Origin of the sequence: Bacillus cereus group sp. BfR-BA-01309 (assembly GCF_022664315.1) — a bacterium.
Lineage (GTDB): Bacteria > Bacillota > Bacilli > Bacillales > Bacillaceae_G > Bacillus_A > Bacillus_A mobilis.
On sequence record NZ_JAKUHE010000001.1, the window covers coordinates 230,559 to 254,599 of the forward strand.

Consider the following 24,041-nt stretch of genomic DNA (forward strand, 5'->3'; position numbering starts at 1 on the left):
TGTAGTTGAACAACATTTCTGTTAAATATTAACGAGAGAACGATTATTTTCGATCTTCATCCTATAAAGGTTCATTATCCGTACTTGTTCCTCAGTTAATTCTTCTTTATCCCAATACATGTGCATTAAGCTATATTCAAAAATCTCCTTTAATTTAATAAACATAGGCAGCTTGTCTATCATTTCTTTAGGTAGTTCATTTTCCCCTTGATATCCGTCAAATATTGCTTTTGTAATAGAATGCTCATAGTCTGCTATATTCCCATTTCCAGCAAATGAATATTCTATCGCACTATAAATAGGAACTGCTAAATCGAATATGTAAAAATGTTTTTCACAGTCTTGAAAATCAATCATTGTTAAGTTTGAATTGTTTTCAACTAAAATGTTTTCTAGCCATAAATCACCGTGAATTAAGCCGTAATTCGAAGTAGATTTCTCTAGCCCCTTTATAGAAGTTAAAACGTCAGAGGCAATTTCTCTTATAGTAGTTTCATCTTTAGGGATATACTTAAGAAAATTATATTCTTCATTTTCATACCAATCGTTTATATGTTTAACCGGTTTAGTCTTTTCAAAGCTTTTAGAAATACGATGTAATTTTCCAATTTGTTTACCAAGCTTTCTAAATACATTAGAATTCCATTCGCACCTTGGTAAATGTATACCAGACGCAGCTTTATATAATACGGCAAAAATCTCCTTGTCTAATGTTAACCTTTCTACTAAATTCCCATTAAGAGAAGGTATTATTGGAGGAACTGCTAAACCATTTTCATATAAAAAGTTCGTATATGTAACTTCTTCTAACTGTTCTTCATATGTTTTGTAGTTTGTAATTCTAATGAAGTATGTACCTAGTAAAACATTGATACATTTCATTCGTTATGGGCTTAATGTTAATAAAATTTAACGAATATTGTTCATTTATTAATTGAAGTATTTCTTTTTCTCGCTCGTTCATTGTAACATCCTTTCCAAATTTTACTTTTTTACTAGAGAACGAAAGGGGTCTAAATTTATAAAATTCGTGTTTTATTTTTAATTTCCTTTAAAATGAAGCATGAAGTAATGGATGGTCCATGTTATCAAACACAAGAAATATCAAAAGAAAGTAATGAACATCTTTTATAATGCTTAATAAGGGGGGGGAGTAAATGAATGAACATATACAGAAGATGATTGATTGGATTGAGAGCAATTTAAAAGAAGAATTTTCATTAAATGAATTATCCCGTTATATAGGGTACTCTCCTTTTTATTGTTCCTTTAAATTTCACCAAGTAACAGGCATTAGTATTAGACGTTATATTCTTTTGAGGAGATTATATTTATCTACGCGGGATTTGACGATTGATAGAAAGATAATCGATGTCGCTTTTGATTATGGGTATTCTTCCCAAGAAGCATATAGCCGGGCTTTCAAGAATGTTTTTGGAATGAATCCAAGAGAATTCCAGCTTAACAAAATGCCTATTCAGTCATTTATTAAACTAAAAATAGAAGGGGAGTTTAAAATGAATGTTTCTAGAAAATTAGAGGTTGAGCAGTTACGAAATGCGAAAAGAGAGCTGTTTGATAAAGATGTACTAAACATATTAAATGGCCAAATGATGTATGAAGAATTTAAAAATGAAAAGCTAATGGGTGATTCTGAATATGCACCATTTAATGAGGCAATGTGTGTGAACCTGGCTACTACACAAGTTTTTAATGAAGAGTTTATTAAAACAAGAGCAGAAGGTCATAACAATTCAATAGAAAGTTATACAAAAAAGGTTATAGACCCATTAAAAAACCTGTTTACGAAAAATTATAAATGTATTGTTTTATGGTTCGGTGAAGATATGTTTTGTCAAATGAATCTACTTACTTTACTTTCTTACCTTGAACAGTCTTCTTATGAAGGGAAGGTATACTTAAATAGTTTCAGAGAGGATGAATTTAAAGTAGATCAAATTGAACTTGAATTGGGGAATTATTCTTCTATATACAATGAAGTATTAGTAAACCATAAAAAAATTTCCCGTAAGGTACCACCTGTAATGTATCAGGCTATAGACTTATATTTAGAAATGCTAAAAGAAGATAATATCGTAATGAAATTCATCTCTAAAAATCAAGGCTTATCAAATCATGAATTATTAATAAAGTTGTTTCAACTTTTTCCAACAATCGGTTACGGTGATTCTCAGTACATAAAATTGATAAATAAAATAAAGAAGAAAGCTGAACCTAAAATATAGGAACAGCTTTCTTCTTACAATTGTTCAAGTGACTCTAATTCGCCCTCTACAAATAACATTAGTTCTTTAATCGTTTCTCCAGAAAAATCAAAACGAATACCAGCTGCTTCATATACCTCAGTTAAAGATTTAGAGCTACCTAATGATAAAGCTTTTTTATAATTTTCTAGTGCTTGTTTAGGATTTTCTTTATATTGTTTATACATTTGCAATGCACCAAGTTGTGCGATAGCATATTCGATGTAATAGAATGGTATTTCGAATATGTGTAGTACAGGTAACCAGCCAGTTGCTACCCAATTTTCATAGCCTTCGATATTTACGACGCTCGATTGGTAAGTGTTATGTAATTCTAAATATTTTTCGTTTCTTTCCTTAGCAGTATGATTAGGATTTTCATACATCCAATGCTGGAATTGATCAACGATAAGCATTTGTGGTAAGTACTTAACAATATCTATAAAGAAATCTAATTTTGCTTTTATAAATTCTTCTGTATTCTCATAAAATGTATCCCAATACTCCATCGAAAATAACTCCATTGTCATGCTAGCAAGCTCAGCTGATTCTGAAGGGATTTCTAAATATTTTTGTAGCTCTAGTTGCTTCATACATTCATTATGAATACTATGGCCCATTTCATGGAGGAAAGTAGTAACGTCATAATGTGTATGATTGAGATTCATGAAGATAAAAGATAATTGAGAAGCAGGTAAATATTCGCAAAATCCTCCTGGTCCTTTTCCTTTACGACTTTCTAAATCCAAGTAATTATTTTTATGCATACGGTCCAGTAATGTTGAAAATTCAGGGTCTAGTTTGTGTAAAACATGAGAACTTTTTTCGATTAAATCGCTCGCGTCTTCGATAGGTTTTAATGCTTTTTGATTTGGTGCGGTTGCTTTTACATCCCACAGACGAAGGAAATCTACTTGAAGTTCAGATTTTTTCTCATTCAATATTTTATCGATAAGTGGTACAACGTATTTACGAATAGATTCAGCAAGCTCATAGCAGTCATCAGGCGTATAATCAAATCGTTCATATTTTTTAAACATATAATCACGATAATTATCTAATTGAATGTTTTTGGCCTTTTGGTGACGGATTGCGATTAATTCATTTAATATATGTTGTAATGTATCTTCAACAGATAAGAATGTTTCAGAAATGAGCGTTTTTGCTTTTTTTCTTATATGACGATCCGGATCTTGTAAGTAAGACTGTAGTTCAGTAATTGTTTTCTCTTCACCGTCCCATAGTGCAGTTAAACCACCTGTAATTTCGAAGTACTGTGTTACTAGTTTGTCTTCAGTTATCTCTAAATCAATGTTCTTTTCACAAAATAATGTTTCCGCGTTCTTAATTTTTTTATCTAGTAAGCTATACGTTTTTGGATCAAGTTCCATTCGAAAAGGGGACTCTAAATATTTATTATCAAATGAATTTTGATAACGTTTCAAAAGAGGCCTTACAAATTGTTGATCATATTCAAAAGTATCTTTTATTTCTTTATTATCCGTATTACATTGAAAGGCGATATAGTGTGATCTTAATTGTTCTTCGATTTCCCAAATGACTGTAGATTGTTTTTTTAACCAGTTTTCAAGCTCTGATTTTGAAGAAATCGCTTCATTTAATAAAGTAGAAAGAGCATTTTCTAATTCTAATACATTACTAATATCAATCGTATTTACACGTTGCAATATTTATCCCTCACTTTTTATTTACTTAAGGAAGTATTCTTCTTCTTTACTACAATCCCTTTTTTTCCTAGGAAGTTTGTGCCCACAACTCCAAGAACAATCAAAATTGTTCCGATGATGTGATAGTATGCGATTTGTTCATGTAAGAATACAACACCCGCGATAATTGTAATAAGTGTAGATAAGTTGCTGAAAACACTTATTTTAGCTGCTTCAATATAAGATAACGAATAGTTTAATAACAATGCGGTTAGTAAAGAAGATAGCAAACCTAAATATAAAATGGAAATAAGAAATGTTCCGTTCATAAATGGTTTAAAGTATATAGTTAATGTCCCTTTGTTTATATGGCTGACGATAGCAATTAAATTAAAACTAATAAAACCAATCGCTGTCATTGTATAAGTTAAATCCATTAGCTTGAAATTATTTGCCATTTTCCGTGCTAATACATTATAGCAAGCAGATGATAATGCCGATAACAAAATGAGAATAACGCCGATGATACTAGTTTCATAAGCCCCTAGACCATTCATTATAAATATATAAATGACACCGATGACGGAGATGAGTACAGAGATTTTTTGTGATGTATTCGTATACTCTTTCAAAAAATAGGAAGCTAAGATCATCGTAAATATTGGGATCACCGCTTGTATAATTCCTGCTTCAGATGAACTTGTATACACTAATCCAAAAGCTTGAAAAGCAAAAAAAAGTGCTGGATAAAAAATCGCAATTGGTAAAAGAGAAATTATATTTTTAAATGATATATTTAACTTTATGAATCCAAAAATAACCGGAATATTTGCTGCTATGAAAGCAACTGTAAAACGATGAGCCAGAGTATCAAGAGGGCTTGTTATGGTTAGTGTTAGTTTCACGAATAAAAAGGAAAATCCAATAATAAATGAATAGAGTAAAGCTGATATATATGCTTTTGTTGTATTTTTCATAATTTCACCTCATAGTAGTTGATTTCTTACTGGCCAGTATACGTACATAGTAAACTTTCTGATCTAGTGCTACAATGTGAACAAATACAAACTGTACCGGTACAAATTAAATGATGAGGTGGTAATGATGTATAAGTATTTACATGTTTTCAACGACTTAGAAAGTATGATTCAAAATGGGGAGATAAAAGAAGGTAAGAAACTACCGTCTATTCGGACACTAGTTACGCAATATGAGTGTAATAAGGCAACGGTTATACGGGCGCTACATGAATTAGAAAAGCGTCATATTATTTATTCTGTGCCTCAAAGTGGATACTACGTTGTTAAAAAATCTGGGAATACCATAGAAAATAACGAGATAATTGATTTTGCTTCCTCAGCACCAGATCCAGATGTTTTCCCATATTTAGATTTTCAGCATTGTATTAATAAGGCCATTGATACGTATAAAAATGACTTGTTCGTATATGGAACACCGAAAGGTTTACCGTCTTTAATTCCGGTCATTCAAAAACAATTAGCAAATTATCAAGTCTTCACTAAAGAAGAAAATATTTTTATAACGTCAGGTGTACAACAAGCGCTAGCTATACTAACTTCTATACCATTTCCAAATGAGAATAAAACGATATTAATTGAACAGCCAACATATCATCTATATATTGAATACCTAGAAATAAACAAAATTCCTGTAATCGGTATTAAACGTACGAATGAAGGTATCGACTTAATGGAATTGGAACGTATTTTTCGAACAGGTAAAATAAAATTCTTTTATACGATACCGAGATATCATCATCCGCTTGGAACTTCTTATTCTAAAGACGAGAAAGAAAAGATCGTGTTATTGGCTAAGAAATATAATGTATTTATAGTGGAAGATGATTATTTAGCAGATTTAGAAACAGATTCAAAAGCAGATCCGTTATATAGCTTGGATAATTGTAATCACGTAATATATTTAAAAAGTTATTCAAAGATTATTTTTCCAGGTTTACGGGTTGGAGTTGCGGTCATTCCGCCATCCATCGCAAATGATTTCCATACATATAAAAAGATATTAGATATTGATAGTCCGATGATTTCTCAGGCGGCTTTAGAAATTTATATAAAGAGCGGTATGTTTGAACGTCATAAAAATAAAATTAAATCTTCCTACTACAATAGATCAATAAAATTAGCGGAAACATTAAAAAAAGTGCAAAATGAAAATCCATCATTATTTGCATATAATAGACAAAACACATTGGGAATACACACTTGTTTAGAATTAGAAAAAAACATATCTATAGAAACAATCATAAAAAATTTAAGTGAAAATCAAATTAGTATCGATTCGGTTGATAGAAATTATTTAAATGATTTTCATAAAGAAAAGTTGTTAAAGTTAAACGTATCGAATGTAAAAGAAGATAAAATTGAAGAAGGTATTCGTAAGGTGATTGAGGAAACCAAACAAGTGAGACGTATAACCTTTCAATTTAAAAAATAAATAAGGAGGTTTGTTGTGAGGCGCAAAATAATTCTCTTGTTTGTGTGTATCGTTATAATAATTGGAGCTATCGTTGTGACTAAATATTATAAAAAAGATGATCAATGCATTGCGGTTGGCAAGTATTCAAGAGGTATTATCGTAGATCAAAATAACGAGCCTATATCAAATGTGAAAATTTATGAAGATACAATCGAAAGTAAGGAACGTAGTATTTCAAATGCAGAAGGTAAATTTTAAATACCACATGGTGTTTGTGGTGAAATTACATTACAGTTAGTTACTCCAGATGGTGAAATCTATACGAGAAAATATGATAGTAATCATATACCGGAAGTGATAGAACTTAGTGATAAAAAGTAGAAGAAAAGTGTTACGTTAATACTTTTTAGAGCACTCAATTGTTGAGTGCTCTTTTTTTTAGGACATAATTGTTTTAAATGGAAATAAAATACCAATAAATGATATCCTTAAAGTATAGCACTTATTTTGAATAGGAAGGTGATCGAGTCTATGGGAGTACGTATAGTCGATGATTTACAGCAATTATCGTTATTACTAATGTTTTTAAGTACATTTATATTTTACAGATACTTAAAGAAAGTGAAACGAGAGAGAAAATTGACGGGTTTTGAATGGACAATGTATTTTGTCACTCAATTTGCGACATTAATTTGGGCATTTACTTATTTCATTAAACACTTAGCTGAATCGTAATCCCTATTCTTTTAATCTAATGTATTGTTATCTATTAGGGATATAAATATAGTCCGTATCTAAGTCAATGACAACATCGCTCATGATGTCTTCTCGTAGTAATTTTGGGATTTTTTCATAATGGTAATGTACACAAAATAAGCTTAGAAGCTCTTCATTAGATATCTCTTCATTTTTCACATTTAAATACATTGTTCTTAATTCGTTTAGAGAACAGTTATGGCCTATAACATACTCATTAATTCCATATCCATCAAATTCAATTATCATATTATCACTGTTGGGTGCTAGCCAACTCTTAAATTTTAGATGAATCCATTATACATTATTTAAAGTTTAGTGAGAATATATTTTATAAAATGTGAGGGTCATAGATGAAACAAAATAAATTAGTTTTAGAAGGACCAAAACGTCTTAAGTGGGAAACATGTAAAATTAAGTCCATACAGGATGATGAAATTATCGTTAAAACAATTGCAGGTGCAATAAGTATTGGAGCAGAGTTACCACAGTATAAAGAATCGGATGTTTCAGATACCAATCCTATGTATCCTAGAAAAACTGGATATGAAAGTTATGGTGAAGTTACTCAAGTTGGTAATAAAGTAACAAACTTAAACGTAGGTGATAAAGTAGTCTCTTTTTATGGGCATAATACGATAGGAATAGTTAAGGGAGATAAAGTAATCCGAGTGCCTAATTATATAAAATCTAAAGTTGCTTTATTATCTATTCTTTCGTGTGATGCTGCTAAAGGGGTATTGAAGCTAGACCCGCGACAGGATGAAAAAGTACTTATTACTGGAATGGGAGTTATCGGTTTACTCGCTTGTTATTTCTTAAAATACTATGTAGGTGTGGAACATGTGGATGTTGTTGAGCCTAATAAAAATAGAAAAGAATTTGCAAAGAAGTTTGGTGCGAAAAACCTCTTTGATTCAGAAAAGCAAATAATAGAAACATATAATTACGGTTTGGAATGTTCTGCTACAAATAGAGGGTTTCACACATTGCAAAAGGCTATTAAAAGTAATGGGGCTATATGCATTCTTTCTGATGATAATATAGAAGACTTAACATTAACCGCCGACTTTTATCGAAAAGAATTGCAGATCATTGGTTCAAGTGACGGATATGATTATCAAAAACATGCAAATTGGTTTTTTAATCAGATAGAAAGAACACCATGGATAGAAGAGATTTTTCAACATGAGATTCATTATACTGCTCTTGAAAAATGTTTTGAAGAATTGAGTGAAGGGATAATTACCCCCTTAAAAGTATTTGTCTCATATGAATAAAATGATCAGGTACATGTCACATAGCTCACGTATGTTTCGTCATGAATATGATAATAAAACGAGGGATAACAACTATAGGGATTTTTTACAGGTGCAACGTTTTGTGTAAACAAAGAAGTTTTTTTGCTCTTTCATTATGAACAAATAGTATATTATCTTTCTCAATGTACATATTAAGTAAAGTGTTTAATATCATGTACATAAAAGGCGGGCTAATATGGATGAGAAAAAGAAAAGTGAAGCATTGAGTAAATTTAAGAAACAATGGTTTAATGAAGATAATCAACCAGTAGCTGGTATAGAGTTAGCTTTACCACCTGATATAGGCAGCATGTTAGACTTGAAATCAGTTGATGATAAAAGTGGAGAAAGTAATAATGAATTAGTTTAATCTATACGCATCCATTCGGGTGCTTTTTATTTTGGGGGCAATGGAAGATTGATCAAAATAGATTCTTTTCAGAATATGTAAGTATGATTTTCACAAAAAAGTTTAATTAAAATTCATTTAGAATGCTATATGAAATGGGAATGCTATTAACATTCACTATTAAAGGATTGGGCCATAATGAATATTATTTTGGAGAGTATTATTTTAATTTTCACCGGAATGATTGCATTAAAAATGACTGGTAGTACATCTGTTAGCCAAATGACAAGAGCTGAAATCATTATAGTAGTATCAATTGGACGTATTATTGTAGAGCCTGTATTAAGTAGGAAAGTAGTCCCATCTATATTTGCGGCTGTAATATTCGCAAGCATACTTCTTATCATTCATTTCTTTGAATTGAAATCAAGGAAGGTGGAACAATTCCTTAATGGCAGTAGCATTATAATCGTTGAAAACGGTGAGATTATTAAAGCGAACTTGATAAAGGCAAAAATGTCAGAACAACAACTATATATGCAATTAAGAGAAAAAGGGATTCATGATTTAAAGAGTTTACAACAAGTTATGGCCGAACCGAATGGCCGTATTGGCTACCAATTAATACAGAAAGCGCAACCGATAACTTTAGAAATGCTAGAAAAGGTATTAGATCAGTACAATATAAAAAGATAATTTCTTATGTGAAAATGCCAATATACAATAGAAGTATTGGCATTTTTTATTTTTTCTAAATGTAAAAGTTAATATTTAGAATACATATTCAACCAATCTTTAAAATAGATATAGGCTTATTAATATGCTATATTCAATGGACCTATAGTGACTGTGGTGAAAAAAGCAGCGTTAAAATTAATAGGTCTTTCATGTGATGCTAAACATGAGATAAGAATAAGGAGATAGAAATAAAATGGAATTTTGGGAATCAAGTTTTATTGAGAAGCAAACGATGTGGGGATTGGAACCTACTGAATCTGCAATTTTGACAAAAGCTTTTTTTGTGGAAAACAATGTTAAAGACATATTAGTTCCGGGTATTGGATACGGAAGAAACGCAAAGGTGTTTATCGAAAATAGTATAAATGTAACAGGTATTGAAATTTCAAAAACAGCCATCGATTTAGCAAGAGAAAACGGGCTAGAAGATGTTAGTATGTATCACGGTTCGGTAAACGAAATGCCTTTTGATGATAAACTTTATGATGGGATATTTAGTCATGCACTTCTCCATTTGTTGAATGGGGAGGAGCGAGAGAAATTTATTAAAGATTGTTATCATCAGTTAAAACCAGGCGGGTATTTGGTTTTTACAACAGTTTCTAAAAAAGCGCCAATGTATGGAAAAGGAAAACAGTTGGATATAGACTATTATGAGGTAATGGAAGGCGTAAAAATGTTCTTCTATGATTCTGAATCTGTAAAACAAGATTTTACTAAATATGGACTAGTACAAGTTTTGGAAATTGACGAACCAAATAAAAACATGGTAAATAAACCTTCAATTAATTTCTTAATGATAAAATGTAAAAAAGAACTATAATTAATAGTTATTAAATATTATTAAAGATGTTTATATATTGATAATGCACAAATAAAAAGGACAAGCATATAATATAAATACCTTTTAACTTTAAGTAACCTTAACTTTCGTTAATAGGGTATCTCAAAATCCCCAAAAAGAGCACTTGCGGAAACAAGTGCTCTTTTATTTATGTATATTGAAGATAATTAAAATTCGTTCGACTGATATGGAATTTTAAACCATTATTTTATATGAAGTGGTAAAATAAGTAGGGTAAATGTGTAAGGGGGCGAGGGATTTGAAACTAAAAGAGCTGGCGGATTTGTTATTGATTAAAGATACCATTGGGAATATGAATGTAGAAATTACGGGATTAGAAATGGATTCTAGAAAGATTACAAGTGGAAATCTGTTTATATGTGTATCAGGTATTGATGGTTTTCTTGAAGATCGTCACCAATTTGTTGAAGATGCAGTGAAAAATGGCGCCGTGGCATTAATTGTAGAAAGAGATATAACTATTGAAATACCTAAAATAATTGTTAAAGATGCAAGGTATGCTATGGCAGTTATTGCGTCACATTTCTATGGTTACCCATCTAATAAAATGAAGCTCATTGGAATTACAGGAACAAATGGTAAAACCACTACATCCTATTTACTTGAAAAAATTTTGACTGATCATGGATTTCAAACAGGGCTTATGGGGAATAACGGAGTGAAAGTTGGTCCGAAATGGTATCCTACTGATATTAATACGCAAGAGCCACCGATACTTCAGCGGAATTTGCAAATGATGAAAAATCATAATACAGATTATTGTGTTATGGAAGTTACCTCACAGGGTTTACATATGGAAAGAGTTAAAGGGTGTAACTTAAAAACCGCTGTTTTTACAAATTTAACGCAAGATCATTTGGATTACCATGGAACATTTGAGGAATATAAGCAAGTAAAAGGCCTTCTATTTTCTAGATTAGGAAATGATTTTTCTACTACAGATAAAAAAATTGCTATTTTGAATGCAGATGATCCATCAGTAGAATACTTTAAAAAAGTTACTTCTGCTGAAGTGATTACGTATGGGATACATAATGGAGCGGATGTTCAAGCGAAGAACATAACTTTAAGCCCAAAAGGAATTCAGTTTTTAGTTTCTACATTTAATGGGGAAAAAGAAATCAATCTAAATCTAGTAGGCCGCTTTAATGTTTATAATGCATTAGCAGCAATAACAGTTGCATTGGTTGAAGATATTCCGCTTACAAACATCAGTGACAGTTTATCTCATGTAAAGAGCATTGAAGGTAGAATGGAAATCATAGACGAAAATCAAGATTTCCTTGTAATTGTGGACTATGCTCATACACCCGATGCGTTAGAAAATGTCCTCTCTACAATTAGTGAGTTTTCAAAAGGTAAAATTATTACTGTTTTCGGTTGCGGTGGAGATAGAGATACAAAAAAACGATCTATAATGGGTGAAATTGCTGGAAGTTATAGCGATTTTGTTTATGTTACTTCTGACAATTCACGTTCGGAAGACCCGCAGGCAATCATTAAAGATATTGAAATAGGATTTTTACAGAATAATAATTTGAATTATAAAGTAGAAGTAGATCGTGAACTAGCTATAAATTATGCGATAAAAATGGCATCTTCTAATGATATCGTTTTAATTGCTGGGAAGGGACATGAAACGTATCAAATTTTAAAAGATACAACAATTCATTTTGACGATAAAGAAAAAGCTCGACAAGCAATTAAAAATAATAGATAGATTATTTTTTAGAAATTACGGGATTATATTAAATTGTGAATGGAGTGTGTTATTGAATGCAAACTAGAAAAGCTTATTTATATGTATTTCATACGATGTCCGATTGGGAATACGGGCATGTAACTGCTGAACTAAATGCAGGGAGATACTTTAAAAAAGGTTTAGCACCTATTAAAGTAGTTACAGTCGGAATAAATAAAGAAATGGTTATTTCAATGGGGGGCTTGAATATAAAGCCAGATATTTCCCTAGATGAATGTATCCTCGAGAGTAACGACTTATTAATTTTACCTGGAGGGAATACTTGGAGTGAACATATACATAAACCTATTTTGCAAAAAGTTGATGAAGCTTTAGAGAGCGGTGTAATTGTGGCGGCAATTTGTGGTGCCACTATAGGGCTTGCAAATTATGGATACTTAGATAATAGAAAGCATACAAGTAATAGTTTAGATTATATGAAAATGGTTTGCCCTACTTATAAAGGAGAAGATTTATATGAAATGGGACCTGTCGCGTCTGGTGAAAATCTTATTACTGCATCTGGAGTAGCTCCTTTGGAATTTGCGATGGAAGTTCTGAAAAAATTAGATGTCTTGGCGCCAGATACACTCCATTCATGGTATGAATTAAATAAGACACATGAACCGGAACATTTCTTCCACTTAATGAATTCATTAAATAGTTAAGTCGTTTTGTATGTGATCTCTAATAAAAACCATGATTCTAATGATGTCGAAGCATGGTTTTTATATTTCTGTTTAATTAATAGTAAATGATACAAATCTCATAAAATGAAAATGTTATAAGATTATTTCTGAACGACATACGTTATAGCATTTGTTTTTAATTGAATATGCCTTCCATCACGAACAATATCATAGACTAATTCTTTTACTTCAACTTTAATTTCTTTCCATTCCTTATAAATGCTTTTTAATAGATATATCATATCTTCAGTAGGAAGGTTAATTTCAATTAAAGCATCTAATTTTTCATTCGTATGTAAGTCTATTTCTTGTATGTTCGAGTTAATAATGAAACAATTGATACCACCAGTTTTTGTACCTTTTTTCATAGAATGGAGCACGTTTTTTAAATCTTCTTCTGATTTGACATGCTCTAAACTTGATACTGCAACGATATAATCATAAGTATCAGGTTGGATGTAGTAGTTTTCAATTGCTGCTTGTTCTGTTTGTATGACTTCAAATACATCATGTTCTTTGCTGTAAGTTTGTAATTTTGTTAAAGCGGAATCCAGTAAGTCCACACAAGTAACAGTACCACTACCATTTTGTATCTTTTGTGCAATTGGAATACTATTTCTTCCAACGCCAGAGCCGAGATCAAGTACTTGTAAGTTATTTTGTCCTTCAAAGTACTCCATTAAGTCCATAACTGTTTTAACCGGTTTGTAAAGCCAAGAGCCAGTTTCAAATAGTTTATATTGTTCATAGCAAAGGTCATGATATTTCTTTTCTTCGTGTCTTATGTAATCGATACGGTTCATATAGTTTCAGCTCCAATATTATTATTGCGAAATGAATGGGTAGGACAACCTTTTATATTCGTTTGAATTCGAAAAATACCACCAGCATGTGGATATTCTTTTAATTCGTTATTTGTCATTCTTGTTCTGGCTGTTGTAACATATAAATCTGTTAAATTAGGCCCTCCAAATGTACAGGAGGTTACATATAACGCTGGGATTGGGATACTTAATATTTGCTCTCCAGTTAAAGGGTTCCACCTAGTAATCTTTGAACCGCCCCAATGTGCAATCCATAAACAACCTTCTTCGTCTATTGTCATACCATCAGGTAGACCGTCATTTTCGGGGAAAATGATTACATCATTTGGATTGCGAATTTCTCCAGTACAAATATTATAATGAAATCGAACTACTTTTTTAGTAGGTGTATCAATAAAGTAAAGGTATGTGTAATCAGGTGACCAAGCAATGCCATTTGATGTATTTACATGTGCAATTTTTTTCTCGACACTTAAATTATTATTTAAACAATACAAGGAACCTGCAGCATTAATACCGTATGTATCTGTAGTGCCTGCCCAAAAACGTCCTGCTGGATCGCATTTTCCATCGTTAAAACGATTTTCAAATAAATGTGGTTCAGGGTCAAAAATATGTGTCAGTTTTTCTGTTTTTACATGAATAGAATAAAAGCCATTTTCCATAGCTAGGAGTAGTACGTCTTCTAAATATGGAACAACACAGCCGATTTGTTGATTAAGAGCGATTACTCGGTTTGTATTAGTAGTAGGATTAAATATGCATAATTGTTTCTCCATAATATCAACCCAGTATAAAAGTTGTTTATTTTCATTCCAACATGGCCCTTCAGCTAAACTTGCTTTAGCATCTAAAACTAATTCTATATTACTGATCAAGATGTTCACCTCGCTTTATAAGATATTTATATAATTCGATAAGAATAGAGGTAAACCTTTAGTCAGAAGATATTAAGATTTGTACTTTGGAAAACTGATTTCTCAAGTGATTAAAAAATGTATAAACATGGAGAGGAAAATGCATATGATGTATTATGAAATTGTTTGTTTTTCTTGTAAAAATATATTCCGTGTTTACGAGGGAAGTGAAAAATATAAACGATTTAAAGAGAAATCAAAAGGGACATATTGTTGTGATGAATGTAGCCACAAAATTCAATTAGAAGCGATAAAGCATTTATTTAGATAGCTTTTTTGTCCGGAAAAGTTTGACAATAAAAGTATTATAAATTATCATATGAAAAACTAATATTTAAAATGGCATGGAAGAGAAGAGTAGTTAAGAAAGAATGCATACAGAGAGCTCTGGTAGCTGAGAAAGAGCGGTATACATCTTAATGAAAAAAGACTTGGAGCTGCGCAAGGAACTAATTTGTTTAGGGATGGTGCGACGGGTTCTCCCGTTATAGAGATAGGGTATAAGCATATTTTGCCGTACCTGAAAAGGTTAATATGGTGACGTATTAACAAACTGAGGTGGTACCGCGAAGCTAACAACTCTCGTCCTCAAGATGAATAATCTTGGGGGTGGGAGTTTTTTTATTGCATAAATTTGAAAATGTGAAAACAAAAAATAATTGAGGTGAGTAATATATGCATTGGGCGTATGAAGTAGCACATGAGTTAATTAGAAAACATCCAAACAAAGAAACGTTTGTTTGCGCATCTGGAATCAGTCCATCTGGTTCTGTTCATATCGGGAACTTTCGCGAAATAATAACGACTTATTTCGTTGTAAGGGCACTTCAAGATTTAGGGAAAAAGACTCGTTTTATATTCTCATGGGATGATTATGACCGGTTTAGAAAAGTCCCTAAAAATATTGATCCATCTTTTGCGAAATATATTGGTATGCCATACTGTGATATTCCAGATCCATATGGCTGTCATAATTCGTATGCAGAGCATTTTGAAAAAGAATTTGAGAAATCGCTTCAAGCATTTGGGATTGAAGTGGAATTCATATATCAACACGCTGAATATAGAAGCGGAAGGTATAACAAAAACATATTAGAGGCTTTATATAGAAGAAAAGAAATATATGATATTTTAATGAGTTTTAAAACTGGGGAGTGTAGTGCAGAAGAGCGAGAGAGCTTTTATCCGGTTACATTATATTGTGAGAAATGCGGTAAAGATGCAACAACGATTACGCATTTTGATGAAGTATTAAAAACGGTTCGGTATGAATGTGTGTGTGGAAATCAAAATGCATTATCGGTATTAAATACAAATAAAATGAAACTGAATTGGAAAATCGATTGGCCGATGAGGTGGGTGATAGAGGATGTTATTTTTGAACCGGGCGGAAGAGATCATTCATCGGAAACGGGTAGTTATAATGTATCAAAGGAAATTACAAGGAAAATATTCAATCGTGAAGCGCCGCATTATATTGCTTATGATTTCATCGGCATTAAAGGGCATCATGAAAAAATGTCAAGTTCTTCAGGGAATAGTATTACACCTAGTGAGTTGTTAAACGTGTATTTACAGGAAGTGATTCTGTTTATGTTTGCTAAATATAGACCAAACGCAGCTTTTCATATCGGTCTTGATGAAGATGTGATTCGCAATTATACAGAATATGAACGATTGAAAGTTAATTATGAGAATAAAACGCTCAAAAATGAAGATTTATTTGATGTAATTAAACTCTCTAAAGTTGATAGCGGGTTTAAAGAATATCCAAAATTTAATCAAGTAGCTGGAACGTTACCGCTGCTAAATTTTGATCCATCTATTTTACAAAGTATTTTAGAAAAAATAGATAGGAGTTATGCATTAGATGATATGATAGCGATAAGTAACCGTGCAGAGTATTGGATAAAAAACTTTCAATCTGAAAAATTAATTGCGGTAAATCAAGAGAGAAATACAGAGTTTTACAACACATTAGATGAAAGACAGAAAGAATGGCTAGTAGAAGTTTGTAAAATACTTCGTTCTAATATAGATTACTCAAACTTCATGGAACAATTGTATTTGATTTGTCATCATGAAAATAAAAAAATAATGAAAGAAAATCAAAAACAATTATTTATTATTATTTATAGGCTCATTATGAATCAGTCTAGTGGCCCGCGTATACCGTTATTAATACATGTAGTAGGCCTTGAAAAATTCATCACATTATTAGATTTCTAAAAAATAAAGGAAACGCAAGTACTCAGTGGTCTAAGTACTTGCGTTTCAAATTTTGCTATCGTGAATACATTTTCGGACATTCATCACCACGAGGTTCATAAAAACAATGACTTTTAAATTGCCCTGCAAACGGCTGGTTATACCATTCAGGTGGACAAGATCCAGTTGGACGAAAATACCAAAGAGCCCATCGTGCTGGCCAGCGCCATTCGCCTTGTAAAACTTTTCTTGCGATATCTTTTTCTGATTCGCGAGCACGCTGATAAAAATATCCGTATTGTACTGCTTCAAATCCACCTGGGCTTTGATACACTGCATCACGCACAGATCGAAGTTGTTTAAAGTCTAAACAATCACAAAATACACGATTTACGACAACACATCCAACAAGTTGTTCGCCTTGTCGACCTTCGCCTTCAGCTTCAGCGCGTATTAATCGAGCGAGTAAGTCAACATCGCTTTCGTTATATGGAATAAGGGGCATAGTGCTACCACCTTTCTTTACCTGTTATAGTAAAGAGTGTATGTATGAAAATAAGCTAGGTGCTTTTCTATATGTAAATTTATTAATTTTTAACAGGAGCTTGTACGAAAAAAGCTAATTAGTAATTGTAGACCAATATAAAAGGGGAGAAATAAAATGTATCGCATTCATAAAGAACATATTGTTTATGCAATGTCACCAGATAATCAGCCTTGTATGGAAGTAGAAGTAGGGAGTCGTCTTGTATTTGAAACATATGATTGCTTTGAAAATCAAATTGACTCTGAAGATGTTGCGTTTCAAGAATTAGATTGGAACCGAATTAATCCAGCGACTGGTCCAGTATTTATTAATGGTGCAGAACCCGGTGATATTTTAGTCGTATCGATTGAACAGATTAAAATCGCAGAGCAAGGTGTTTTAACTACAGGAACGAATCTTGGCGTAATGGGTGAAGATTTAAACGAAAATACAGTGAAAATTGTCCCGATACATAATGAACATGTTTTGTTTTCAAATGAACTACAAATTCCGATTAATCCAATGATTGGTGTTATTGGTACTGCGCCGAAAGAAGAGAGTATTTCATGTGGCACTCCGCATGATCACGGCGGTAATATGGACTGTAAAGAAATAAAAGAAGGGACAATATTACTATTACCTGTAAATGTTCCTGGCGCTCTATTAGCATTAGGTGATTTACACGCGGCGATGGGTGATGGTGAAATTGGTGTTAGTGGAGTAGAGGTTGCTGGTGAGGTTACTGTAACAGTTCAAATTATAAAAGGAAAGAAATGGCCACTACCAATGGCTATTCAAAAAGAAAAAGTAATGACGATTGCTTCAGAGAAATTGTTAGATGATGCAGCGAATCGTGCTGTACGTAATATGGTGACATTTTTACATGAAGAATTAGAAATGTCTAAAGCTGATGCAACGCTTTTATTATCAGCTGCAGGTAATTTGAAAATTTGCCAAGTTGTGGATCCATTGAAGACCGCTCGGATGGAATTAGGTATGAATTATGTGGAGAAACTAGGGTTTACTTTGAGTGAATTTCATATTAGATAAGAATAATAGAAGAAGGATGCTGTTGTATAAAAGTATCCTTTTTTGGATTTACGGATTATATAAAAAAAGGTAGTATTTATTTTATCCCGCTTTAATGGGCAGTAAGACCCCCACCACAAAATTCAGCGAAAGCAAAGAAGTTAGGTGGGGGATCAACTGCCCATAAAAGTCCGATTGGTGAGGGCTGATAATCAGTGGGGGATGAAGAAAACCCCCACTGATTAAAGTTTCACTTTATATAATTGAATATAAGATTGTGGATCGAAAAAGGAGTAATCACATGGTTAAAATTATGATTGTAGAAGACGATATGAAAATTGCAGAACTATTATCAACACATGTCGCGAAATACGGGTATGAAGGAATTATTGTATCGGATTTTCAAAATGTATTAAACATTTTTTTAGAAGAACAACCAGAGTTAGTTTTATTAGATATTAATTTACCAAGTTTTGATGGATACTATTGGTGTCGTCAAATTCGCGGAGTTTCTACATGTCCGATATTATTTATTTCGGCTCGTGAAGGCACAATGGATCAAGTTATGGCGCTTGAAAATGGTGGCGATGATTTTATTTCAAAGCCATTCCATTACGAAGTTGTAATGGCTAAAATTCGTAGTCATTTAAGACGTGCTTACGGAGATTATGCACCGAAAGTAGAAGAACGGATGGTTGAGCAACAAGGTCTTTGTTTATATCCCGAAAGGCTTGTATTGAAGCTTAAGAATCAAGAGATTGATATAACAAGAAATGAAGCTATTTTATTAGAGATGTTAATGAAAAATTATCCGCGTGTTGTGGGTAGAGAAGTGCTATTAAATAAATTATGGGATAGCGAATCTTATGTTGATGATAATACTTTAAGCGTAAATACAACTCGTGTGCGTAAAAAGTTAAAAACATTACAGATTGAAGATGCAATTGAAACGATTCGCAGTGTCGGTTATAGATTACATATAACTTGGGATAATGGTATAGAGAAATGATAAAATTATTTATTCGTGATCATATACCACTTATTTGTTTTACAGTAATCCAGCTACTAGCCATATTTCTTGTATATTGGTTTGATGGGCATAACCATATTGCAACGGCATTATATGCAATGTTTTTAGGTGCATTTTTTATGTTGAGTTATTTAGTATTTCGTTACTTTACACATCGCTCTTTTTATGAACGATTAGCAAATCCGCTTGAATCTTTGGATGAATCTGTTCAAAAATCTGATTTTTCAGCTGTATCTACTGCGCTTCAAGACCTACTTGAGGTGCAATATCGCCATTATCAAAATCAGCTGCAAATACAAGAGAGAAAAAATAGTGATCATTTAACCTTTATGAACCAGTGGATACATCAAATGAAAACACCTTTATCTGTAATAGAATTAATTACACAGGATGAAGTAGACCCACGTTTTGAAAGTATAAATGAGGAAACAGATAGGTTGAAAAAGGGGTTAGAGATGGCTTTGTATGTCGCACGTTTAGAAGCATTTACACAAGATTTTTATGTAGAAAAAGTACAGCTACATAAAATAGTGAATGATTCCGTGCATGAGCATAAACGCTTCTTTATCCGGAATTTTGTATATCCAGAGCTTAAAATTGATAAGGATATTACTGTGGAAAGTGATGCAAAATGGTTACAATTTTTAATTGGACAAATACTATCGAATGCGATTAAATATTCGTCAGGTAGTAGAGAGAAGATTAAAGTAAATGCTTGTAAGGAAGGTAATAACGTTAAACTTGAAATTATCGATAGTGGTGTAGGAATTCCGAAGCAAGATTTACCAAGAGTGTTTAAACCTTTCTTTACAGGAGAAAATGGTAGAGATTTTAAAGAATCAACTGGAATGGGGCTATATCTTGTATATGAAATTACGAAACAATTAGGACATAGTGTAGAAATCCATTCAGAAGTTGGTAAAGGTACCGTTGTACGTATTATATTTTTTAATGTGTAAATAAGTGATCTAGGCTAAAGAACTTTGGAGATAAGTTTTTTAGCCTTATTTTATCCCGCTTTAATGGGCAGTCTGATTGGTTCAACTAATAATTAGTGGGGGATGAAGAAAACTTCCATTGATTAAAGTTTCACTTTATAGCGATTATATGAAATGGTAAAAGGTCATCTTAGTATGTATGATGACACGCTATTAAATACGATTGTTAAATTAGAAGTATTTAATAAAAAGCTGATAAATAGTTTTTGTAAGAAAAAAGCCACCCCTTTGAAAGAGATAGCTTCATGAATCCATCCTATGAATAAGTGTATCAACATTAATAAGTATAATGTTCGAATTCGTGATATGTTTTGTAGATTATAATAGAATTTGTCTTTTGTTTTTTCATGATACAGTATTGTAATTAAGTAAACAAACTTAATAGTTTATATCCAATTAATCCTAAAATAGTGATAGGGACCATCATTAAGAAAGAAGAAATTCGATTAGCATTAGAGCGTTCTAATACAAGAATCAAGATAATCCCGACTATCACTTCCGTATATCCAACAGGTAACATGTGACTATAGTCTTCAAAATTTAAAAGAATGTGAAGTCCATCCGTTACAAAAACTCCACTAATAAGTGCGCTTCCGAATTTATGAAGTGGATTTGTAGTATCTTTCCATAGAAAACCTGCAATTCCAAAGATAGTTCCTCCTATAAATGCACATACAATCCATACAGATATAAAATAAATAGAGTGAGCTACATATGTAATAACGATTGCATAACCATAATAGCCTAATACCATACCGAGTAGTGCAAGGATACCATAAAGTATAGCTGTACGCTTAGAATAACTAAAGCTAGCCACAAAAAAGGATGGAATTAACCAAACGCTTCCTAGATTAGCTAATGAATTCCAATGTCCTGGAAGTATACCTTGCCCCAATTTAGTTAGTATACCAACAATAATCCCTACTATAATCGGGATGAGAAAAATCCTTAAAAACATATTTAACTTTGTGATTTTTAATGTCCTGTCCATAAATTCAATCCTTACATTAAAAATTTCTACAAACATATAATAGCTTATTGTAAGGGTATAATCAATAAAAATTTATCGAAAAACAATAATTGATTATTGGATAACGAATAACATTTTGTTTTTATAATTAGATGAATAAAATTTCAAGTACTCGTTACTCAACAAAATGGTAAATCAAATAATATATGAAAGTAATGAAATTGCCCAAAACATGTAATTCAATTTAGTATAAATCTCTTGTATTTTTACGAAATGATTTATGATAAAAAAGAAACGAAAAGGAATTGATATAGTTTCCTCCTATTTTTATTTATAATTTATTAGAAGGAGGGCTTTTTTGCTAGTTGTGAATGTTAGGGGGATTGTAATGGATATTCGTAAAATGAAATATTTCATAACAGTGGCAGAAGAATTAAACTTTAGTCGTGCGGCAGAACGTCTTATGATGGCACAACCGCCTTTAAGTCAAGAAATTCGAAAGTTGGAAGAAGAATTAGGTGTTCAACTTCTTCACAGGACAAAAAGGATGGTTGAACTTACCGATGCGGGGAAAATCTTTTTAGAAGGTGCGCGACAAACGTTACTTCAAGTAGATAGAACCATTAAAGAAACACAGCTCGCGGATGAAGGGAAGATCGGGCATTTAATCATTGGCTTTGTCGATTCTACAGAAACGGTTATAGACATATTAAAAACCTTTCGAGAGCGGTTTCCTAAAATTCAGCTTATATTACGCGAGATGACAACAGATCAGCAGATAAAAGCACTCTATGAAAAACAAATTCATATTGGATTTATTCGTTCTAAGCAGAATAATGAAATATTGTATTCCGAAGTTTGTTCCAAAGAACGTTTAAAATTGGTTTTATATGAAGATCACCCATTAGTTTCGCTACCTAATATTTCTATTAAAGAACTAGTAGATGAACCATTTGTTTTATTTCCTCGTCATTTCGGTAGTAACTTTTATGATTTAATTATTAGTTACTTTTGGGAACATGGAGTGAGTTTAAATATTGTTCAAGAAGCAATTCAAATGCAGACGATTGTTAATTTAGTCGCAGCAGGAATGGGGATTTCTGTCGTTCCATCTTCGGTGGAAAGTTATAAAAAATCGGGAGTCATGTATAAAGACATTCAGGAACATACACCGGAGATAAACTTATACGCTGGATGGAGACAAGATGAAAAGTCTGTCGTGCTCGAGAATTTCTTAGCAGTTGTTAGAGAGATTTATAAGAGTTCGCAATTTGAATTTGAAAAGTAAAGGCCCATCTTGAATGGATGGGCAGTAGTGAATTTGGAAAGGTACTATATTTATTGTTCAATCACTTATGATTTAACCTGTTTTACTTGGATCATACTCAATGAAACCTTTTAGCACACTATCAATTTGACCCATAATTTCAGGTGACAATGTAACACTAGAAGCAATTACATTTTCTCTTATTTGCTCCGGATTGGAAGCGCCAATAATAGCAGAGGAAACAGCTGGATTTTGTAGTACCCATGCAACTGCGAGTTGAGGTAGGGTGAGATGATTTTCTTGTGCAATAGGATTAAGTTTTTGTATAGCAGTAAGTACATTATCACTCATCCAACGTTGTACGAGTTTGTTGAAAAATGGTTTTCCTGCATCTGAATTAGCACGTGATTGGGCGGGGAGTGGTTTACCTGGTTGGTATTTTCCAGTGAGAATACCTTGTGCGAGAGGAGACCAAACAATTTGACCGAGTCCTTCACGTTGGCATGTAGGTATTACATCCGTTTCGATAACTCGCCACAACATCGAATATTGAGGCTGGCTAGCGATAAGCGGAATGTTCAATTCTCGGGCCAGTGCTGCACCGCGTGTGATTTGCTCCGATGTCCATTCACTTACACCTAAATAAAGAATTTTACCTTGTCTTACAAGATCTGAGAAAGCTACCATCGTTTCTTCAAGAGGTGTTGTTGTATCGAATCGATGTGCATAATAGACATCAATGTAGTCTGTATGTAGCCGTTGTAACGATGCATTACAATTTTCTATAATATGTTTTCGTGATAATCCACGATCATTTTTTCCAGGTCCGGTCGGATGGCATACTTTTGTACAAAGTTCTAAACTTTCTCGGCGTATTCCTTTCAAAGAGCGACCAAGTACTTCCTCAGCAATAGTGTCCGAATAAACATCTGCAGTATCGAACGTTGTAATTCCAACATCTAATGCGGCTTTTACACATTCATTTGCAGTATCTTCATTTACTTTTCCACCATGGTTTATCCAGTTACCGTATGCAATCTTACTTACTGTTAATCCACTGTTTCCAAGTTTGCTAAATTCCATTGTAGAATCCCTCCTTTAAAATGATAACTTTATTATAAAAACTGAAATGTAGTATGTATAATATAAAATTAATCATACAGTTATATAAAAATTATATAAGAGGGCGTGCTTAGAAAGTTATTATTAGGGGAATCTAAAAATAAAGTAAGCTTGTTCAATTTGGAGCTAAGAAATGATAAATAGACCTAGAAGAAAGCAATCATAATAATAGCACATATAATTGCATTTACTCATACAGTACTATCATGGTACAATATGGTTACTAACGACGGAAAGGAATGATGGGTGGACGATGATTAACTAATCTTATTTTTAAATGTTGAAATTAAATAAATTTCAATTTCTAAAAAATAGGATTAGTCTGC

At 32.3% G+C, this 24,041-nt stretch carries 23 protein-coding genes, 2 pseudogenes and 1 other annotated feature; of the genes and pseudogenes, 16 read left to right on the forward strand and 9 right to left on the reverse strand.

Annotation, left to right across the window (positions count from 1 at the left end; genetic code table 11):
- Nucleotides 1–21: 21 nt before the first annotated feature.
- Nucleotides 22–964, reverse strand: a pseudogene (locus MR115_RS01120) (phosphotransferase enzyme family protein).
- Between the two features lie 193 nt (nt 965–1,157).
- On the opposite strand from MR115_RS01120, the gene MR115_RS01125 reads away from it, so the two are divergent.
- Nucleotides 1,158–2,246: a helix-turn-helix domain-containing protein gene (locus tag MR115_RS01125; RefSeq protein WP_242239368.1), complete on the forward strand. Its 1,089-nt coding sequence runs from the start codon at nt 1,158–1,160 to the stop codon at nt 2,244–2,246.
- 14 nt (nt 2,247–2,260) lie between these two features.
- Here MR115_RS01125 and MR115_RS01130 read toward each other — a convergent pair whose 3' ends face one another.
- On the reverse strand, nt 2,261–3,952 hold the full coding sequence (locus MR115_RS01130; RefSeq protein WP_242239371.1) for a M3 family oligoendopeptidase: 1,692 nt from the start codon (nt 3,950–3,952) through the stop codon (nt 2,261–2,263).
- Nucleotides 3,953–3,969: 17 nt separating this feature from the next.
- Nucleotides 3,970–4,908 (reverse strand): DMT family transporter, encoded by a 939-nt coding sequence (locus tag MR115_RS01135; protein WP_242239373.1) that lies wholly within the window; start codon nt 4,906–4,908, stop codon nt 3,970–3,972.
- Nucleotides 4,909–5,035: 127 nt separating this feature from the next.
- Between MR115_RS01135 and MR115_RS01140 the strand changes: the two genes are divergently transcribed.
- The 3 genes and pseudogenes from MR115_RS01140 to MR115_RS01150 all read left to right on the forward strand — a co-directional run bounded on the left by MR115_RS01140 (nt 5,036) and on the right by MR115_RS01150 (nt 7,120).
- On the forward strand, nt 5,036–6,403 hold the full coding sequence (locus MR115_RS01140) for an aminotransferase-like domain-containing protein (protein ID WP_242239375.1): 1,368 nt from the start codon (nt 5,036–5,038) through the stop codon (nt 6,401–6,403).
- Nucleotides 6,404–6,418: 15 nt separating this feature from the next.
- Nucleotides 6,419–6,766 (forward strand): annotated as a pseudogene (locus MR115_RS01145) (carboxypeptidase regulatory-like domain-containing protein).
- A 150-nt stretch (nt 6,767–6,916) separates the two neighbouring features.
- Nucleotides 6,917–7,120: a hypothetical protein gene (locus MR115_RS01150; protein WP_000538966.1), complete on the forward strand. Its 204-nt coding sequence runs from the start codon at nt 6,917–6,919 to the stop codon at nt 7,118–7,120.
- 27 nt (nt 7,121–7,147) lie between these two features.
- Here MR115_RS01150 and MR115_RS01155 read toward each other — a convergent pair whose 3' ends face one another.
- Complete coding sequence (locus tag MR115_RS01155; RefSeq protein ID WP_242239377.1) at nt 7,148–7,390, reverse strand: hypothetical protein; 243 nt, start codon at nt 7,388–7,390, stop codon at nt 7,148–7,150.
- 104 nt (nt 7,391–7,494) lie between these two features.
- Between MR115_RS01155 and MR115_RS01160 the strand changes: the two genes are divergently transcribed.
- The 6 genes from MR115_RS01160 to MR115_RS01185 all read left to right on the forward strand — a co-directional run bounded on the left by MR115_RS01160 (nt 7,495) and on the right by MR115_RS01185 (nt 12,803).
- Nucleotides 7,495–8,421 carry a zinc-dependent alcohol dehydrogenase gene (locus MR115_RS01160; protein WP_242239379.1) on the forward strand — a complete coding sequence of 309 codons (927 nt, stop codon included), beginning with the start codon at nt 7,495–7,497 and terminating at the stop codon, nt 8,419–8,421.
- Nucleotides 8,422–8,638: 217 nt separating this feature from the next.
- Nucleotides 8,639–8,812 (forward strand): hypothetical protein, encoded by a 174-nt coding sequence (locus MR115_RS01165; protein ID WP_081110398.1) that lies wholly within the window; start codon nt 8,639–8,641, stop codon nt 8,810–8,812.
- A gap of 177 nt (nt 8,813–8,989) precedes the next feature.
- Nucleotides 8,990–9,487 carry a DUF421 domain-containing protein gene (locus MR115_RS01170; protein ID WP_242239381.1) on the forward strand — a complete coding sequence of 166 codons (498 nt, stop codon included), beginning with the start codon at nt 8,990–8,992 and terminating at the stop codon, nt 9,485–9,487.
- A 235-nt stretch (nt 9,488–9,722) separates the two neighbouring features.
- Entirely contained in the window at nt 9,723–10,352 is a 630-nt protein-coding gene (locus MR115_RS01175; protein ID WP_242239383.1) for a class I SAM-dependent methyltransferase, read from the forward strand.
- A gap of 280 nt (nt 10,353–10,632) precedes the next feature.
- Nucleotides 10,633–12,114 (forward strand): UDP-N-acetylmuramoyl-L-alanyl-D-glutamate--2,6-diaminopimelate ligase, encoded by a 1,482-nt coding sequence (locus MR115_RS01180; protein WP_242239385.1) that lies wholly within the window; start codon nt 10,633–10,635, stop codon nt 12,112–12,114.
- A 56-nt stretch (nt 12,115–12,170) separates the two neighbouring features.
- The gene (locus MR115_RS01185; protein WP_242239386.1) at nt 12,171–12,803 is read left to right on the forward strand and encodes a type 1 glutamine amidotransferase family protein; all 633 of its coding nucleotides are present in this window, start codon (nt 12,171–12,173) and stop codon (nt 12,801–12,803) included.
- Nucleotides 12,804–12,925: 122 nt separating this feature from the next.
- Here the strand turns inward: MR115_RS01185 and MR115_RS01190 are convergent, their stop codons facing one another.
- Nucleotides 12,926–13,627 carry a class I SAM-dependent methyltransferase gene (locus tag MR115_RS01190; protein ID WP_242239387.1) on the reverse strand — a complete coding sequence of 234 codons (702 nt, stop codon included), beginning with the start codon at nt 13,625–13,627 and terminating at the stop codon, nt 12,926–12,928.
- Nucleotides 13,624–14,526, reverse strand: coding sequence for an SMP-30/gluconolactonase/LRE family protein (locus MR115_RS01195; RefSeq protein WP_142331726.1), 903 nt, complete (start codon nt 14,524–14,526; stop codon nt 13,624–13,626). The genes MR115_RS01190 and MR115_RS01195 overlap by 4 nt, the downstream gene beginning before the upstream one ends.
- A 139-nt stretch (nt 14,527–14,665) precedes the next feature.
- On the opposite strand from MR115_RS01195, the gene MR115_RS01200 reads away from it, so the two are divergent.
- Both MR115_RS01200 and lysS read left to right on the forward strand, forming a co-directional pair.
- Nucleotides 14,666–14,836: a DUF2197 domain-containing protein gene (locus MR115_RS01200; protein WP_141530576.1), complete on the forward strand. Its 171-nt coding sequence runs from the start codon at nt 14,666–14,668 to the stop codon at nt 14,834–14,836.
- 65 nt (nt 14,837–14,901) lie between these two features.
- Nucleotides 14,902–15,158: a binding site (T-box leader), on the forward strand.
- Between the two features lie 82 nt (nt 15,159–15,240).
- Nucleotides 15,241–16,794 (forward strand): lysine--tRNA ligase, encoded by a 1,554-nt coding sequence (gene lysS / locus MR115_RS01205; protein ID WP_242239388.1) that lies wholly within the window; start codon nt 15,241–15,243, stop codon nt 16,792–16,794.
- A 55-nt stretch (nt 16,795–16,849) separates the two neighbouring features.
- Here lysS and MR115_RS01210 read toward each other — a convergent pair whose 3' ends face one another.
- The gene (locus tag MR115_RS01210; RefSeq protein WP_097819163.1) at nt 16,850–17,278 is read right to left on the reverse strand and encodes a cell wall hydrolase; all 429 of its coding nucleotides are present in this window, start codon (nt 17,276–17,278) and stop codon (nt 16,850–16,852) included.
- A gap of 156 nt (nt 17,279–17,434) precedes the next feature.
- On the opposite strand from MR115_RS01210, the gene MR115_RS01215 reads away from it, so the two are divergent.
- The 3 genes from MR115_RS01215 (at nt 17,435) to MR115_RS01225 (ending at nt 20,317) form a co-directional block, all read left to right on the forward strand.
- On the forward strand, nt 17,435–18,349 hold the full coding sequence (locus MR115_RS01215; RefSeq protein WP_242239389.1) for an acetamidase/formamidase family protein: 915 nt from the start codon (nt 17,435–17,437) through the stop codon (nt 18,347–18,349).
- A gap of 280 nt (nt 18,350–18,629) precedes the next feature.
- Nucleotides 18,630–19,337 (forward strand): response regulator transcription factor, encoded by a 708-nt coding sequence (locus MR115_RS01220; protein ID WP_088063556.1) that lies wholly within the window; start codon nt 18,630–18,632, stop codon nt 19,335–19,337.
- Complete coding sequence (locus tag MR115_RS01225) at nt 19,334–20,317, forward strand: sensor histidine kinase (protein WP_098597024.1); 984 nt, start codon at nt 19,334–19,336, stop codon at nt 20,315–20,317. Before MR115_RS01220 ends, MR115_RS01225 begins: the two co-directional genes overlap by 4 nt.
- A gap of 403 nt (nt 20,318–20,720) precedes the next feature.
- Here the strand turns inward: MR115_RS01225 and MR115_RS01230 are convergent, their stop codons facing one another.
- A complete protein-coding gene (locus MR115_RS01230; RefSeq protein ID WP_242239391.1) occupies nt 20,721–21,347 on the reverse strand; it encodes a DUF6518 family protein in 627 nt (208 codons plus the stop codon).
- Nucleotides 21,348–21,714: 367 nt separating this feature from the next.
- Here MR115_RS01230 and MR115_RS01235 point away from each other — a divergent pair, with 367 nt between their 5' ends.
- A complete protein-coding gene (locus MR115_RS01235) occupies nt 21,715–22,614 on the forward strand; it encodes a LysR family transcriptional regulator (RefSeq protein ID WP_242239977.1) in 900 nt (299 codons plus the stop codon).
- 72 nt (nt 22,615–22,686) lie between these two features.
- Here MR115_RS01235 and MR115_RS01240 read toward each other — a convergent pair whose 3' ends face one another.
- Nucleotides 22,687–23,676: an aldo/keto reductase family protein gene (locus MR115_RS01240; protein WP_098597026.1), complete on the reverse strand. Its 990-nt coding sequence runs from the start codon at nt 23,674–23,676 to the stop codon at nt 22,687–22,689.
- Between the last annotated feature and the right edge of the window lie 365 nt (nt 23,677–24,041).